The 14,722-nt window shown below is 65.8% G+C and carries 11 protein-coding genes and 1 pseudogene; 6 read left to right on the forward strand and 6 right to left on the reverse strand.

The features are described from left to right. The 3 genes from ACRDTB_RS32810 to ACRDTB_RS32820 all read left to right on the forward strand — a co-directional run. Positions 1–181 (forward strand): hypothetical protein (locus tag ACRDTB_RS32810; RefSeq protein WP_431436095.1); only part of this gene is annotated, 181 nt, incomplete at its 5' end. Positions 182–186: 5 nt separating this feature from the next. Beyond that, positions 187–438 (forward strand): hypothetical protein, encoded by a 252-nt coding sequence (locus tag ACRDTB_RS32815; RefSeq protein ID WP_431436096.1) that lies wholly within the window; start codon positions 187–189, stop codon positions 436–438. 1,123 nt (positions 439–1,561) lie between these two features. After that, entirely contained in the window at positions 1,562–2,062 is a 501-nt protein-coding gene (locus tag ACRDTB_RS32820; protein ID WP_431436097.1) for a helix-turn-helix domain-containing protein, read from the forward strand. Here the strand turns inward: ACRDTB_RS32820 and ACRDTB_RS32825 are convergent. Beyond that, positions 2,034–2,234 (reverse strand): hypothetical protein, encoded by a 201-nt coding sequence (locus tag ACRDTB_RS32825; protein ID WP_431436098.1) that lies wholly within the window; start codon positions 2,232–2,234, stop codon positions 2,034–2,036. The two genes, ACRDTB_RS32820 and ACRDTB_RS32825, sit on opposite strands and share 29 nt — an antisense overlap. Before the next feature lie 930 nt (positions 2,235–3,164). Here ACRDTB_RS32825 and ACRDTB_RS32830 point away from each other — a divergent pair. Together ACRDTB_RS32830 and ACRDTB_RS32835 are read left to right on the forward strand one after the other, a co-directional pair. Beyond that, a pseudogene (locus tag ACRDTB_RS32830) lies at positions 3,165–4,055 on the forward strand (IS4 family transposase); the annotation flags it as partial. A 1,078-nt stretch (positions 4,056–5,133) separates the two neighbouring features. Beyond that, on the forward strand, positions 5,134–7,002 hold the full coding sequence (locus tag ACRDTB_RS32835) for a tetratricopeptide repeat protein (protein ID WP_431436099.1): 1,869 nt from the start codon (positions 5,134–5,136) through the stop codon (positions 7,000–7,002). Positions 7,003–7,026: 24 nt separating this feature from the next. On the opposite strand, the gene ACRDTB_RS32840 is transcribed toward ACRDTB_RS32835, so the two are convergent. After that, positions 7,027–7,407: a hypothetical protein gene (locus ACRDTB_RS32840; RefSeq protein ID WP_431436100.1), complete on the reverse strand. Its 381-nt coding sequence runs from the start codon at positions 7,405–7,407 to the stop codon at positions 7,027–7,029. A 5-nt stretch (positions 7,408–7,412) separates the two neighbouring features. Beyond that, positions 7,413–8,525 (reverse strand): hypothetical protein, encoded by a 1,113-nt coding sequence (locus tag ACRDTB_RS32845; RefSeq protein ID WP_431436101.1) that lies wholly within the window; start codon positions 8,523–8,525, stop codon positions 7,413–7,415. Positions 8,526–8,997: 472 nt separating this feature from the next. On the opposite strand from ACRDTB_RS32845, the gene ACRDTB_RS32850 reads away from it, so the two are divergent. Beyond that, the gene (locus tag ACRDTB_RS32850; protein WP_431436102.1) at positions 8,998–12,039 is read left to right on the forward strand and encodes a tetratricopeptide repeat protein; all 3,042 of its coding nucleotides are present in this window, start codon (positions 8,998–9,000) and stop codon (positions 12,037–12,039) included. Between the two features lie 139 nt (positions 12,040–12,178). On the opposite strand, the gene ACRDTB_RS32855 is transcribed toward ACRDTB_RS32850, so the two are convergent. The 3 genes from ACRDTB_RS32855 to ACRDTB_RS32865 form a co-directional block, all read right to left on the reverse strand. Further along, positions 12,179–12,706, reverse strand: coding sequence for a hypothetical protein (locus ACRDTB_RS32855; RefSeq protein ID WP_431436103.1), 528 nt, complete (start codon positions 12,704–12,706; stop codon positions 12,179–12,181). 179 nt (positions 12,707–12,885) lie between these two features. Beyond that, positions 12,886–13,626 (reverse strand): ISL3 family transposase, encoded by a 741-nt coding sequence (locus tag ACRDTB_RS32860; protein ID WP_431436104.1) that lies wholly within the window; start codon positions 13,624–13,626, stop codon positions 12,886–12,888. Next, positions 13,584–14,465, reverse strand: coding sequence for an ISL3 family transposase (locus tag ACRDTB_RS32865; protein WP_431436105.1), 882 nt, complete (start codon positions 14,463–14,465; stop codon positions 13,584–13,586). Before ACRDTB_RS32865 ends, ACRDTB_RS32860 begins: the two co-directional genes overlap by 43 nt. Positions 14,466–14,722: the final 257 nt, after the last annotated feature.

A 14,722-nucleotide genomic window follows, 5' to 3' on the forward strand; every position in this document is an offset into this window, starting at 1 on the left:
ACCCAAGACCATCGCCGCCTACCGCACCGCCCTCGCCGACCTCGACCAGCGCGCCCTCGACGAGCACGACTCCCACGCACGACTCACCGACATCACACGCCAACGCGAACACCGCACCTCCCACGGCACCACCACGTCCACGCCACCCGCCAACGCGGCCGGGATCTGGGCGAACGGGTGAACCGCATGCCCAAGCTCAACCGCGACCTGATCCGCCGCTGGCTCGAGGAACACAACTGGCCGGTGGCCCGCCTCGCCGCCGAGTGCAGCGCGCTCGGCGAGGACGTCTTCACCGAGGGCACGCTACGCAACGCGGTCAACGGCATCGACCCCATGCGACCAGGCCGAATCCGAGTCATCTGCAAGGTCACTGCGAAGTATGGCGACGGCATCCCCTACGACCAACTCATCTCCGACACCAAGGCCGTTTCACGATGAGCCGATGGGCAAGACCGCGACCGCCTTCTTCACGGCCGCGCCACGACAACTCGAACGACGACACATACGACGAGGGGATGGTCACCGGCATGCATCGACGACCTGATCCCTCGACGTCACCGGCACTCGCGCGACACGAGGACCTCGTCCTCGCAGTGCACGGCCACCGCCCTGGCCGCCGCTCGGGTCTGTGCCTGCACTGCGGGATCGGGTGGCCCTGCACACCGCTCCGGCCAGCCGTCAACGACCTGACCCGGCACCCCGCGCTGGTCTCACCCGAGGTTCACTGACCACCCCAGGAGTCTCTGATGTGGATGCAATACGTCATAGCCGCCGTCGTTCTCGTCATAGTGGCTCTGCGACTGGTGGCCCACCGGTTCGATCGCCCCACCAGATCTACGCGACGGCACGGAACGACCTTCGATTGACACATCGACCGGCTGGGCCCGGCTGCGGTTAGCCGTCTGGGGCGTGCAAAACCACCACCGAGACGGCCGGCACGGCCCCACGACCGGCCACCACGCACCGTCAGCGTGCATGGCCGGCCGATGGTCCGCGATGAGACGCCGCGTCTTGTCGCTGCGTCCGTCGTGATCGACGGCGTGATCGTCTGTCGCCGTTCGCCGGAAGGCCCGTATCGGGCTGAACTCCTCGTTGCTGAGCTAGCCATGGCCGCTACGGCAGGTCACCGTGATTCTTGTTGGCCCGCGTTACAAACCTCCAATAGAAGGAGAGCCGATATGCGCGGCTCACTGACTGTGGATGTGATGTTTGCCAATGCGTTATTCGATCTCTGAATGTCCTATATGGACATTGCGTGAACGTTTCTTTGCTGGCAGACGGAAGGGTTGGTTGGCGATCGTCGTAGGTCAGGTGCCTGCCTGCCGGAATTCGCTAACGACAGGCTGGCTGTGGTGGATAGGCGGAGTGGTGGCCTTGACCAGATCGCGCCCGAATGGAGGTTGACCGCAGTGCGGCTTGTGGGTAGTCACGAAGGTGCGTCACGTCGGCCGTACCTACTGGAGGTGACGATTCGCCGGCCGACTCCGTGAGGCGGGTCTGTTGTGCTCGCCGGTTCCCATGCATCGGAATTGGTTCACCAGCACGCAACGGGAGTTCTCGGATGGATGCTACCGACGAGGCCATGAACATAGCGGTGGGCGCGGAGCTGCGTCGGGCTCGTGAGGCCGCAGGGCTGACGAGGTCGGAGCTAGCTGCAATTCTTCCATTTAAGGCAAGTGCCGCTGGGCTGTCGAACTACGAGACTGGGAAGCGGATGGTCTCGCATTGGAGGATGGTGGAGTTTTGTCGCGCCGTCGACGCCTATGCACCTGATGTTCTTGGTCGCGCGATCGAGAGCGTGGAGTCGATTCAGACTCTCTTGGTGGAGTTGGATCTTCGGGCGATCGCGGACGATGACGACGCGCGGTTCGCCCCGATCCGGACGTGGGCGCGGAACAGGTTGGCGCGTGTGTCACTGGAATCGACGACGGTCCGAGTCCATCATTCGGTGGTGCGGGAGCTCGCGGTCCTGCTCGACATGAGTTCCAACGATCTTGTCAAGCACCTGGCAAGCACGGCGTCGTTCCGGCAGGTCAGTGGGCCGGCATCCACGTCGTCGTGACGGCATCGTTCGATGCGAGGGCCAGGTGGTCGTCCGCTGCCGAGCGGCTTTGCGTGGTGGACATCGTCTGAGACGGTGCGGCGGCGGCATCCTGGACAGGTGCGGGGATCACGGGGGAGACGACGGTGGAGAGAGCGGTGGCCGAGGCAACCGCGGCAGCGGCGACGTTCACGGCGGGAGGATCCTTTCTGCGCGCTGCGTCGGGGGCCGCAGCGCCTGGCTTCTCGCGCTGGAGAGGCCTACCTGGGGAGGGGTTCCGGGTTACCGGACGCGCCATATCCTGGCGCAACGGCGGGACGAGGGCAAATCGATCCGGCCCACGTTTTTACGATTCGGCCTTGTGCCGTGCGGCGTCGGGGGTAGCTGTGAGCTGGCGGGACAGCTGCTTGGTGTCCGCCGGGACCACGGGATCGCCGTCGACGAGACGTACCCTATCGGGTGATGGATCATGGTGGTCGACGTGTCGACCCGGCCATCGGTAAAGGCGTCATGCACGGCGCCGACGGGGTGAGGAGGCGTCATGCCGGAGCCGATCGCGGCGGTGTTGGCCGGTAAGGGCGCGAGTTCGCTGTATGACCTGGTGAAGCGCAAGTTCGGGGGGGAACGAGAAGGCGATCGAAGCGTTGGAGGCCGCGCAGGGCGTGGCGGTGGACTCCGCCGAGGTCGTCGCGCTGAGCGAGCAGTTGGAGAGCGCGGAGCGGACCGATGCGGAGTTCGCCGGCGAGCTGCGTGCATTGTTGGGGGACGTTGCCGGTCAGGCAACGGGTGGACGACGACGGTGTGGCCAACCGGATCTCCGCGGAGATCCGTGGACAGGTTGTGCACGCTCGTGACATCAAGGGCGGCGTGACCTTCTGACGCAATGCCGCGTAGTTAGTGGTCTTGGGGGTGGGTCAAGCCGTGTGAGAGGCATGATCGACAAGACAACAGGGCTCCTTGTAGAACTGGTGATCTTCCACAATCGCCTGTTCAGGAGCCCTGTTGCGTGTCCAGTCTGCCATTGCCTCGATCTTGTGCTGTTCCGGTGTCGTCAGTGGATGTGTTCACCGCTGGTCATCTGGGTGAGTTGACCCAGTACCTGCCGGTCGAGCTGGTGGATGACGTGCTGGAACACACGAAAACCACGCAGCGCAGGTTGCGGGATCTTCCGTCTCGGGTCGGGGTGTATTTCCTGCTCGCGCTGGGGATGTTCCCGCGGTTGGGGTATGCGCGGGTCTGGGACAAACTCACCGCAGGACTGCCGGTGGTGCGGCGTCCGTCGGAGAAGGCCCTGCGGGATCTGCGCCGCAGGTTAGGGCCCGCGCCGTTGAAGGTGTTGTTCGAGATGGTGGCCGGGCCCCTGGGACAACCGAGGACTCCCGGGGTGTGTTACCGAGGGTTGCGCACGGTCGCGTTCGACGGGCTGCACTCGCTGAAGGCCCCGGACACCAGACGCAACCGGGCCTGGCTGGGCCGGATCCACTACCGGATGGGCTGGGCCGGATACCCCACCCTGCGGGTGATGGCACTGGTGGAGACCGGCACCCGCGCGCTGCTCGGCGCGGCTGTGGGCGGCGCGGACAACCGCGACGAGCCAACCCTGGCCACAGACCTGCTCGGCCTGCTGCGACCGGGCATGCTGGTACTGCTGGACCGAGCGTTCGACTCCACGGCCTTCCTCGAACAGATCACCCGGACCGGTGCGCAGTTTCTGGTACGCAGCAAACAAACCCGCAAACCACGAGTACTGCGCCACCTGTCCGACGGGTCCTATCTGTCCTTGCTGGACGGGGTGAAGGTGCGGATCATCGAGGCCGACCTGGTCATGACCGGCGCCGACGGCAGCCGGGTGGGTGACCGCTACCGGCTGATCACCACACTGACCGACCACCACCGCCACCCCGCAGGCGAACTGACCACGCTCTATCACGAACGCTGGGAGATCGAGACGGCGTTCCTCGCGCTGCGCCACACCATCCTCAACGGCCACGTGCTGCGCTCTGGTGACCAACCCGGTCTGGAACAAGAACTCTGGGCGCTGCTGACCCTCTACCAACTACTGCGCATGGCCATGGTCACCGCCGTGGAAACCCAGCCAGGCACCAACCCCGACCGGGCCAGCTTCACCACCGCCCTGGAAACCGCCCGCGACCAGGTCACCGCAGCCCAGAACATCCACCCCACCCAACCCACCGACCTGCTCGGCATCATCGGCCGAGCCGTCCTGGCCACCCTGCTACCCCCACGACGCCCACGTTTCAGCGCCCGCAAGGTCAAATGCCCCACCTCCCGCTACCTCAACCGCGACGACGGCCGCCCACCACACACCACCACCATCACCATCACCACCATCGATACCGCCATCCACACACCCGCACTGACCACCACACCCCCACCCCGAACACGAACACCACACGACCGAACCACACCCCTGCCAGCCACCCGCAGAGCCCGCGTCATCAACCTCATGAACACCGACCCCCACCGCAACTGGAACGGCACCAAAACTAGCCACACAACTCGACATCCCAGCCCACAACCTGCTCACCCAACTCGCCGAATGGGCACGACTCGGCCTACTCACCAGAACAACAAAGGGCCACTACACCCCCAACCACCCACCCACCTCGACAACCCCACCAACCCCCTAACTACGCGGCATTGCCTTCTGACGGGTCTTCTGATGCCGGGGAGAACGGGCCGCAGGTTGCGCCGTTCGGGGGCGCCACTCCTCGCCCAAGTAGCCGACCGTTATATAGATGTCACCCTGGGCGACTATATGTGGGTGGGGAGTTGCTGTGCCGAACGAGCGGGGGCGCGTGGACAGCCAAGGAGACGCCGAGAGACGGGCCGCAGGGCGGGCTGCCCACAACATCATCGCCGGACCGGTTCCGGGTCAGGTGGTACAGGCCGGCTCGATCGACCACGTGCATTTTCACGAGTCGCGCCGCTTTCAGCAGGTGGTGCCGTCACAGTTGCCGACGATGCCGGCTCGGTTCATCGAGCGCGGTGCCGAATTGGCGGCGCTGCGGCGGATGCGTGCGGAGGACGAGGATCGTGCGCGGCTGGTGGTGTTGACCGGTCCGGGCGGGATGGGGAAGACCACTCTGGCCTTGCAGTGGCTTCGCGAGGTGGGGGGCGATTTCCCGGACGGGCAGCTCTACCTCGAGTTGCACGCCGTGTCGCGGCCGGATCCGGTCACGCCGTTCGAGGCGCTCGGGTGGTTCCTGGAGGCGCTGGACGTTCCTGCGAAGAGGATTCCGTCGGATCTCGCGCAGCGGGCGGCGTTGTTCCGGTCGGTCACGGCGGCCCGGCGGATCACGGTGTGTCTGGACAACGCGGTTTCCGCTGCCCAGGTGCGCGCGTTGCTGCCGGGTGGTGACCAGAACGTGGTCGTCGTGACGAGCCGGTCGCGGTTGTCGGGTCTGGCGATGAACGGCGCCCGTTTCCTGGATGTGCCGCCGCTGGAGCCATCGGCTGCGGTGACGCTGATGGGAAAGATCCTGGGTGCCGACCGTGTCGCGGCCGAGCCAGATGCCGCACGCGCGGTGGTGGACCTGTGCGGGGGCGTGCCGCTGGCTGTGGCGCTCGTCGCGGCGCCGTTGGCGAGCCGAACGCACCAGTCGCTGAGCCGGAAGCTCGACGAGCTGAGAAACGAGCGGAACCGGTTGTCGGCCATGGGAGTGCAGGGCGATACCTCGGTCGAAGCCGTGTTGGATTCCGCCTACGTGGGTGTCGATGAGGACGCGCGCCGCGTGTATCGGGTCTGTAGCGGTCATGCTGGCCGGGTGTTCGGTGCGGACGTGGCCGCGGTGATGGTGAGCTGGGACGTGCCAAGAATGGTCCGTGCGACGACCGTGTTGGTGGAGGCCAATCTGCTCATCGAGGTGGCCGACGATCGGTTCGCCTACCACGATCTGCTGCTCGTGCACGCACGCCGGCGGGCCGAGATGGAGGACGGCGTCGGGGCAGGCACCGAGGTGGTTCGTCGGGCTGTGGATTGGTATTTGGCCAGGACGGTTGCGGCCGACATGGTGCTCCATCCGCTGCGTACCCGAGTCGGTCCGCTGTATCGGCTGGAGCACCCAAGGGAGACTGTCTTTGGCGACGAGCAGGCAGCGTTGCGGTGGCTCATCGAGGAATACCCGAACTTGGTATCGGTTGTGGACAATGCGAGTCGACGTGAGTGGGACGAGATCACCTGGCAGATGTGCGAAGCGTTATGGGGATTGTTTCTGCACGTGCGACGCTACGGTGACTGGATCGCGATGCAGACGGCCGGGATCACCAGCGCCCGGCGCTGTGGTGACCAGCGCGCGGAGGCACGGTTGCGGTCCCAACTGGGCTTCGCCTACGCCAAGCTGCGCCGGTTCGACGCTGCGGTCGCCGAAAACACCCGTGCTCTGCGCATCGCGGAAGACGTCGGTGACGACCAGGCGCGAGCAACTGCGCTGTCTCAGCTGGGCAGAGCCGCACGAGGCCGCGACGATCTCCGCGGCGCATTGGCCTTCTATCGACTGGCACGGGAGGCCCAGCAACAGCTCGGCGAAACCCGCGGCGTGGCGCTGTCCCGACGCCGGATCGGCGAGATCTTAACCCAGATGGGCGACGGGAACGCAGCGGTGGTCGAACTGCGCGCCGCTGTCGACCTTATGGCCCAGCTCGGCGATCGCACGCAACACGCGCGCAGTCTGCAGTGCCTGGGCGTCGCGTACCGAAACACCGGCAACCCAGACCGCGCGCTCTCCGCGCTGCGGCAGGCTCTGACCGCGATGCGCGAGCTGGGATCGCCCTATTACCAAGCCGAAATCCTCACCCAGCTCGGCGAGACAGCGGAACAAAACGGCGACCTTGCCATGGCTTCGAGCGCCTACCGCGAAGCCGGCGATCTGTACGTCGCCACCGAGGACCCCCAAGCCGACGTTCTGCGCTCTCGAGCGGAAGCGTTGTCCGACGGCTAGACCGGCAAGAGCCACACGCGGTTCTCACTGTCCTAAAGAGATGGACCGGTAGAACGATGTGACGTTGGTCCACCAGAGGCCGCGGTCACCGTCACCGGACCAGTGCCGACGCTGCGACGCTGGCTCGGTGGCCATCGCGTGCCACGACCAGGCATCGACCGGTGTCACGACGATGAGGGCGCTCGTCGCGGCCAGCCAGGTCCGGACCTCGGCCTCCTTGACTGGTTGCGGCCACCACAGCGCGTCGGCGACTGACGCCCAGCGGAGGTTGGCCTCGGCGAGGTTGACTAGGACGCCGTCACCGCCGCCCTGAGTGTGCCAGCGAAACTGAACCACGCCGTGCGCTAGCTGGGTGCGTTCCACGGTCAGCGATATGGCGAGCGGCATCGTGAGTGGTGTTGGCATGCTGTTCACCGCCAGCTGTGGGTGTGTGGGAGTGGTACCGGGGAGGTGGGTGGCGGCCAGGGCGGCTCGGGCAGTCCCAGCAGCCGGTACATGGCCGATCGGAACAGCCTTGCCGCCGCGCCGAGTCGCGCGGACATGCTGTTGGCGAGTGGGGTGTCGCAGGTCGTGGCGGCGGCGAGCTGTGGGAGCAGGGGACGGTCGTGGTCGAGTAGTGGTGCGTGCCGGGCGAGCGTCGCGGCGAGGCTGTGTTGTCGGATGACCTGGTGTGGGAACGTGGCGAGTGCGATCGGGCGGCCGATCGCCGCGGCGTAGCTGGTGGTGGATCCGTGGTCGCCGATGACCAGGTCGGAGGCGATCATGGCCGCGCGCCAGCCTTCGTCTGGTGGGACGAGCAACATGCCCTTGCCTAGTGCGTTGCGCAGCCAAGACCGCACTTGCCATGGGGCGTGTGCTGACCAGACTTGGGGGTGCAGCACGGCGGCGACGCGGGTGGAGTGGCCGGCGTCGACCAGTTCGTCGAGGAGCCTCTCGTAGATATCGGTGTGCTGGCCGAAGGTCGAGTCGGTCGACCAGGTGGAGCTGATGGTGATGAGTCGCTGGTGTTCGGCGAGGCCGAGTGCGGCGCGGTAGTGATCACGAAACGGCAGGCTGGCCAGCATCCGGTCGAGGCAGATGTCCCCGGTGACGACGGCCGCAGGAAGGGCCTCGGGACACGTCTTTCTCAGCGTGCGTAGTTCATGGTCGTGGGTGAGCGCCAGCGCGCTTGGGATGACCCGGCCGCGGTAGGTGAGCAGTTCGCGGTCCAGGCCTGAGGTCGGGCGGGTCGCGCCGCCGGCTTTTCTGCTGTAGCACCGTGATCGCATCGCGCTGGCGCCGTGCGGAAGCACGAGGACCTTGCCGTGCAGCTGGTCGATGTGTCGGTGGCTGGCGGTCAGGACCAGATCCCAGTCAAGACGCGTGGCCTGGTGCCAGGGCACTATCAGCATCCCTGTCTCGCGGGCGAAGGTGTCGAGACCGTGCCATTCCTCCCCCGCGTGCGGGATGGTCAGTGCGACCTGAACGCGAAAGTCCGCTTCCAGCAACGGAATCAGATCCAGCAAACGGGTACCCGCGGCCATCGTTGACACCATGACGAGTACCGATCGGCACTCACCGCGGGTGACTCGAGCGCGGGCGCCGCGCCCGAATGGAGCACGGACCCAGAATGCGGTGTTGGGCATGGTGACTCCCCGTCCGCCGGACAACGGGGGGTGCGTGGGTGCACCGAGCCGTTCGGGGGCGGTCCCCATCGAGCGGACGACGCCAGCGTCAACCCCAGTCATGTCACCGGATCGTCAACATCCGGGAGAGTCGCTTTCATCTCGTCGCGCGCTTTGGCGCGAGAACATTATATATTTCAGCCGTGCAGATCATTTTCTTAGGCATACCGCTCGGTACGTTGCAGGAATCTGTCACGACGACCCGCGATGGCTTTCAGCAACATAACGGCTGAGTCACACTGGCCACATCATCGGATTCGCTCCGTACTATCCATCGAGGGAGAGCACAACTCGCGCGCACGTCGATCATTGACGTGCCCAGCTTTATGGGGTGAAGCTGGTGGAGACGTGTCTAGGAATCCTGGGCTCGACCGCCCTGCGAATCGACGGCGAGTGGACCGAGGACTGGGGGCGACCCAGAGAGCATGCGCTGCTGGCGGCCCTGCTTATCCGGCCCAACGAGTTCGTCCCCGTCAGCCACCTGGTGCCGTGGGTGTGGTTCGACGACGAGCCGATGCCCCAGTCGCCCGCCGCCGCGCTGTCCACCTACGTGACTCGAATCCGCCGGTCACTGGCCCAGGTGGACCCGAATCTCGACATACGTGGGGGTAACAAGGCCTACCGGATCGAGGCAGCGAAGGAGCGGATTGACTACCACCACTTCCGTGCTCTCGTAGCTGAGGCGCGTGCGCTTGGCCGGTCCGGCGACGCCCAACAGGCTGCGGATCGGTGCGAACAAGCTCGCGCCCTCTGGCGCGGCACTCCACTGGCTGACGTGGCAAGCGAACGTGCACATGCATGGCGCAGAAGTGTCTTGCACAATGAATGGCTTCCCGCCAACATCCTGCAGGTCGAAACCTGGCTGCACATCGGCAATTATGATCAAGCGATCGCGCTGATCGACGAATTCCAGAACAATTATCCACAGGAAATCAGGTTGACCGCCTTGCTGTTGTCCGCGCTCCACAAGCTCGGCCGCGGCACCGAGGCCAGCGCCCTGTTCGTTGCCGCCCGTCGCAAACTTCTGGACGACGACGATGTCGACGGTGAGCAATACCTGCGCCGGCATCACGACACCCTCATCGCCACCTCGACAAGTGCCTCGACATCGGCACGCACGCGCGCACACAGCATGCCGGAGGCGGCACCCCGCCAACTGCCGCCACGGCAGACCGGCTTCGTCGGACGAACGCACCAACTGTCCGAACTGGACTCGGACCTTGACAGTGCGATCGCCGCAACCGACTCGGAATCCTTGAGCGGAGTGGTGATCGTCGACGGCATGCCGGGAGTCGGGAAAACTGCGCTCGTTGTCCACTGGGGACACCGGGTCGCGCACCTGTTCCCGAACGGCACGCTCTACGCGACTCTCGACGGCTACTCCGACCGCGACCCGATGGACCCGTCCATCGTCGTCGACGACTTCCTCATCGCGCTGGACCACCCACCCCACGCCGACACCAGCCCACGACACCGCCAGATGCTGCTGAGCAAACTGCTGTCCGGCCGCCGAACCCTGGTCGTTCTCGACAACGCCCGCAACAGCGAGCACATCCGCCCACTCGTTTCACTGTTGCCCGACAGCTTCATTGTCGTCACCAGCCGCCAACAACTCACCCACCTCAAGACAACCACCGGTGCCCGGCGCGTCCGCGTCAAACCACTGGGCCCCCACGAAACACGCACACTCCTCATCCACCACCTCGGCGCCACCGCGCTGGACGACGAACACACCCACCATGCCATCGAGCTGTGCCAAGGCGTTCCGTTGGTCATCCACCTCCTCGCCGAACACCTGGCACACCATCCGCCCGAGACGAGGGCGACGATCATCGACCAGCTCGACCGTCGCCAACTCATCACCGACGTCGGCGAGACCGGAGACGGCACCACCACCGCAGCCGCGCTGTTCCGCCAGTCCTTCCTCGCCCTACAACCGTCGGAACGACGACTCCTGCGCCTGCTGCCCCTCTGCCCCGGCCCGGACTTCACCACCGACACCGCGTGCGCCTGCGACGGCCGCGCCCGCCAGGACACAGCCAGAAGCCTCACCATCCTCGTCGGCGCTCATCTCCTCGAACCCCCCGACGCCGCCCACCGATACCGACTCCACGACCTCCTCGCCGAGTTCGCCGCAGACCGCCTCGCCACCGACGAAACCGAGATCGAACGCCGACACGCCGAACAACGAATCCTGACCCACTACCTGCACACCGCGCTGCGCGCCGCGCAGTTGCTCTACCCCAGCGTCGCCGCCGCACCCCCGCTCACCACCGCCGTCGACGTCGAACCCGTCCGCATCGACACACGCGAACAGGCCAAGGACTGGTTCGACCACGAACGCATCTGCCTCGCCGCCGCGATCGCCATGGCCACCGAGCACCACCACCACGCCATCTCCTGGCGCCTTGCCGACCCCGCCGCCACCTACTTCGACCGCTGCGGCTACCACCACGACAGCCGCACCGCACGCCAGCACGCCGTCACCGCAGCCCGCGCCGACGGACACCGCCTCGCGGAAGTCTCCAGCCTCGTCGGCCTCGGCCTGGGCTACCTCACCGAAGCCGACCACCACCAAGCCCACCACTGCCTCACCACCGCACTCCACCTGCTTGAGCAGGAGAGCAATGCCCTTGGCCAGGCAGTAACACTGCAGCACCTCGCGCGGCTGGAAGCACTCCAAGGCCACCACGACGAAGCGCTCCGAATCTTCCGCCACTGCCTCGACTTCGCTCAGCAATCCAACGCCCTTGAGGTCCAAGCCTGGGCCACCTGCCACATCGGCCAGACCCTCTGCGCACTCGACCAGCACGACACCGCCCTGGAACACTTCCACCGAGCGGAATGGCTCGCCAGACAGGTCGACGACCAACCCGCCCGCGCCAGCAGCCTCGCCGGCCTCGGCGCCGTCCTCCGCAACCGCGGCGACCACGCCGGCGCCGCAACCTACTGCAACCAAGCCCTCACCATCGCCCAAGCCGTACCCGACCTCGGTGTCACCGCAGAAATCCACCTCGAACTCGCCACCATCGCCATCGCCGACCGCCGCACCCACGACGCCATCAACCACGCCCACCGCGCCGTCGAACTCTGCGAACAAACCAACAACATCGCCACCGAAGCCCCCGCACGAAACACCCTCGCCACCGCACTCCACACAGACGGCCAACCCACCCAAGCCACCACCCAATGGCAACATGCAGCCAACCTCTACACCCGAGCCGGCAACACCCACCTCGCAGATCGTGCACGCGACAAGGCTCGTGCATGCCTCCATGGCGCGAACAAACTACCCACAGCACGCAGCACCGAGATCACTCCTGCGCGCGACCGAGATCCCGTCATCACTCGTCACAGGCGGGGTAGCACCTGACACCGGAACTGTCTCGCGGGCGCGGATCGTGTCGACGGCGCGTGAAAACTGGTTCTGGATCTGGCCCACATTTGGTGATCAAGTCGGCCTTCGTCACGAGGCGAGGACGATTCGCTCCGTAGCAGGTCGAGCTACTCACCTAGCGGATGTCATCCTTCTTGGCTTGCAGGAATCCGGTGGTGGTCCCACCGAGCGCCAGCACGATGCCGATGATCGGCATGACGGCCAGCAAGATCGGCCCGACGATGAACATTACCTGTAATTGCTTTTCCACCTCTTCCGCTACGACACCGTCGTCCTTGTCCACCATCTGGATCCGGCGGTACACCATCCCGATCAGATAGAAGAGGCAAAGCGCTAGTTCCAGGCCGCAGGCGACCAGGAACAGCGTGCGGCCGGTCCCCGACATCAGCCGGGCCGAGCCGAAGATCAGCAGGACCACCGCGCCGAGCTGACCAATGGCCACCGCCCATTCGAGCGCGAACTCCCCGCCGTCGAGGCGACGCCTGCCGGAATCGATCAGGGTGAACACCAAGCCGACGGTCAGCAACAGCGTGATGCCGGCCTGGGTGTGGCCCAACCTCGCTGCTCTGCTCACCGCAGCCGGCTTGTCCACGCCAACGCCGGCTAGGAACGCTCCATCCGGCTGACGGTCCGGTTGTTTCATCCCCGTCAGCTCCTTGCTGTCGCGCTGCTGCGCGTGTGCTCGTTCAGCCGATACTGGCACGGCTTTGCCTCTTTTTGCGCGGATTCCCTGAACTAGACAGTTGAGCTTCCATGTCGGTGCGGGGTGATCACGCTGTGGCGCGCAACGACAAGGTCATCTGCATGTCGGTCCCTCGCTGGTCAAACGGCGTGCAGGATGCGCTTGCGGAGTAGGTCGAAGTTGGCGCGGCCGTACATCTGCCTCTTGATCATTTTGATGCGGTCGACGTTGCCTTCCACCGCGCCGGAGCTGTACGGCAGTGTGAGTCCATTGAGGACAGCGTCGTAGTCGCGGCGCAGGCCGCGCACGAACCGGTGCAGGTGGGGTAGTTCGTGGGCTTCGACTGCGACCATCCACTCGTCCAGTTGCTCGCCGTGTCGGTTGGTGAGGATCTTGGCGAACTCGGTGACGTGGCCGGCGGTGGCGTCCAGGTGCGGACAGGTCGTGCGGACCTGCTTGAGCTGGAGCTGTTGTTCCTCGTCGAGATCGTCGGGGTGGTGCAGCATCCACGAGGTCACGTGGCGGACCTTCGGCACGGCCGGCTTGGCCGGTGGCGCGGCACCGACTACTCGGAACGGTGCGAGGTAGTCGGCTACCGTGCCGTGGCTGCCTCGGTAGCCCTGCTCGCGGATCTCCCGGAACAGCGCGCTGATGTTGGTGATCCCGGCGTTGAACCGTTCGTGCAGGTAGGGCTTGAACTTGTCCAGCATGCTGGGCCGGCCTGCGCGGGAGGTCGCGGTCACTTCCTCGACGTTGGTTGCTCGGTAGAACTTGCGCACGGTTTCCTTGGCCAGCCCGAGTTCCCGCATGATCGGCTTGATGCCCTTCCCTTGCGCCTTCAACGCCTGGACCTGCTCGAACCGGGCCGTGGAGCGGGCCACCAGGCTAGAGAGTTGGCTCTTCGGTCGGCGTGGACCGCCTCGGCCGCCGCGACCAGATCCGTGGTCTCCGCAACATCCGGTGCCTCCGCCGACTCCTCGGCTGGTAACTCCTCCTCGCGCAAGCAACCATGGTGAGCGGCGACGGTCTTCTCGACCTGCTCGGCCAGGTTGTGCCACACGTGCCACCGATCCGCGACCTGGGTCGCCTCCGGCGCACCCGCGCGGGCGCCTTCGGCGTATGCGCCGGCGCGGTCCCGGCAGATCACCTCGGTGCCGGGATGTTCGCCCAGCCAGTCGGCGAACGTGTCGGCCTCCCGGTCGGCCAGCACGTCGACTGGCCGGTGGGTGTCCATGTCGATCAGGACCGTGCCGTAACGCCGGTTGCGTCGTAGCGCGAAGTCATCCACCCCCAACACCGACACCGCACCGACCTCGGGATCAGGCATGCCACGCACCAAGCGCAGCAACGCACTACGGCCGGTGGCCAGCCCCAACCGAGCGGCCAGCCGCTCGCCGGCGCGACCGGCCAACGCCACCCCGATCGCAGCCACCATCTCCGCCAGCAGCACGGTCCGCCGACCATAGCGCGTAGTCAAGCCATCGACCTGCTCGACAAACGTCTTGACTCCGCAATCGTTAGTACGACAGACAAACCGGCGCACCCGCAGGCAGAGCCTCACCCGCTGGCCAGCTACCGCAGCGTCGGCCAACTGACGCTCATAACGACTATGCACCCGAGCCGACTCCTGGCCACAACCAGCGCACACCGCCGTCTCGGCACGAGGACTGGCCCACAGCCACACTGCGTCGCGGATCTGCTCGACCCGCTCGATCAGCACGCCCGCCAAGTGCGGCAGCAGTGCCCCCAGACCATGATCAACACACGGTCCAGCATGATCACAGACCCCCGGAGGACACCTCCACCGGGGCCATGTCGATCACGAAAAACGGGCCAGAACCAATTTTCGAAGGACTGTTTCAAGATCGGTGTTTCTGGCCCGACACGCCGGGCTGAGGTCCGGCGGGATGGGCACTGAGAGTGATGACATCGGACCTTGTGAGTCCACGTAAGAGTGACAAGTCCGGGCGGCAGCTG

The organism is Actinophytocola sp. (genome assembly GCF_050699935.1).
GTDB lineage: Bacteria > Actinomycetota > Actinomycetes > Mycobacteriales > Pseudonocardiaceae > Actinophytocola.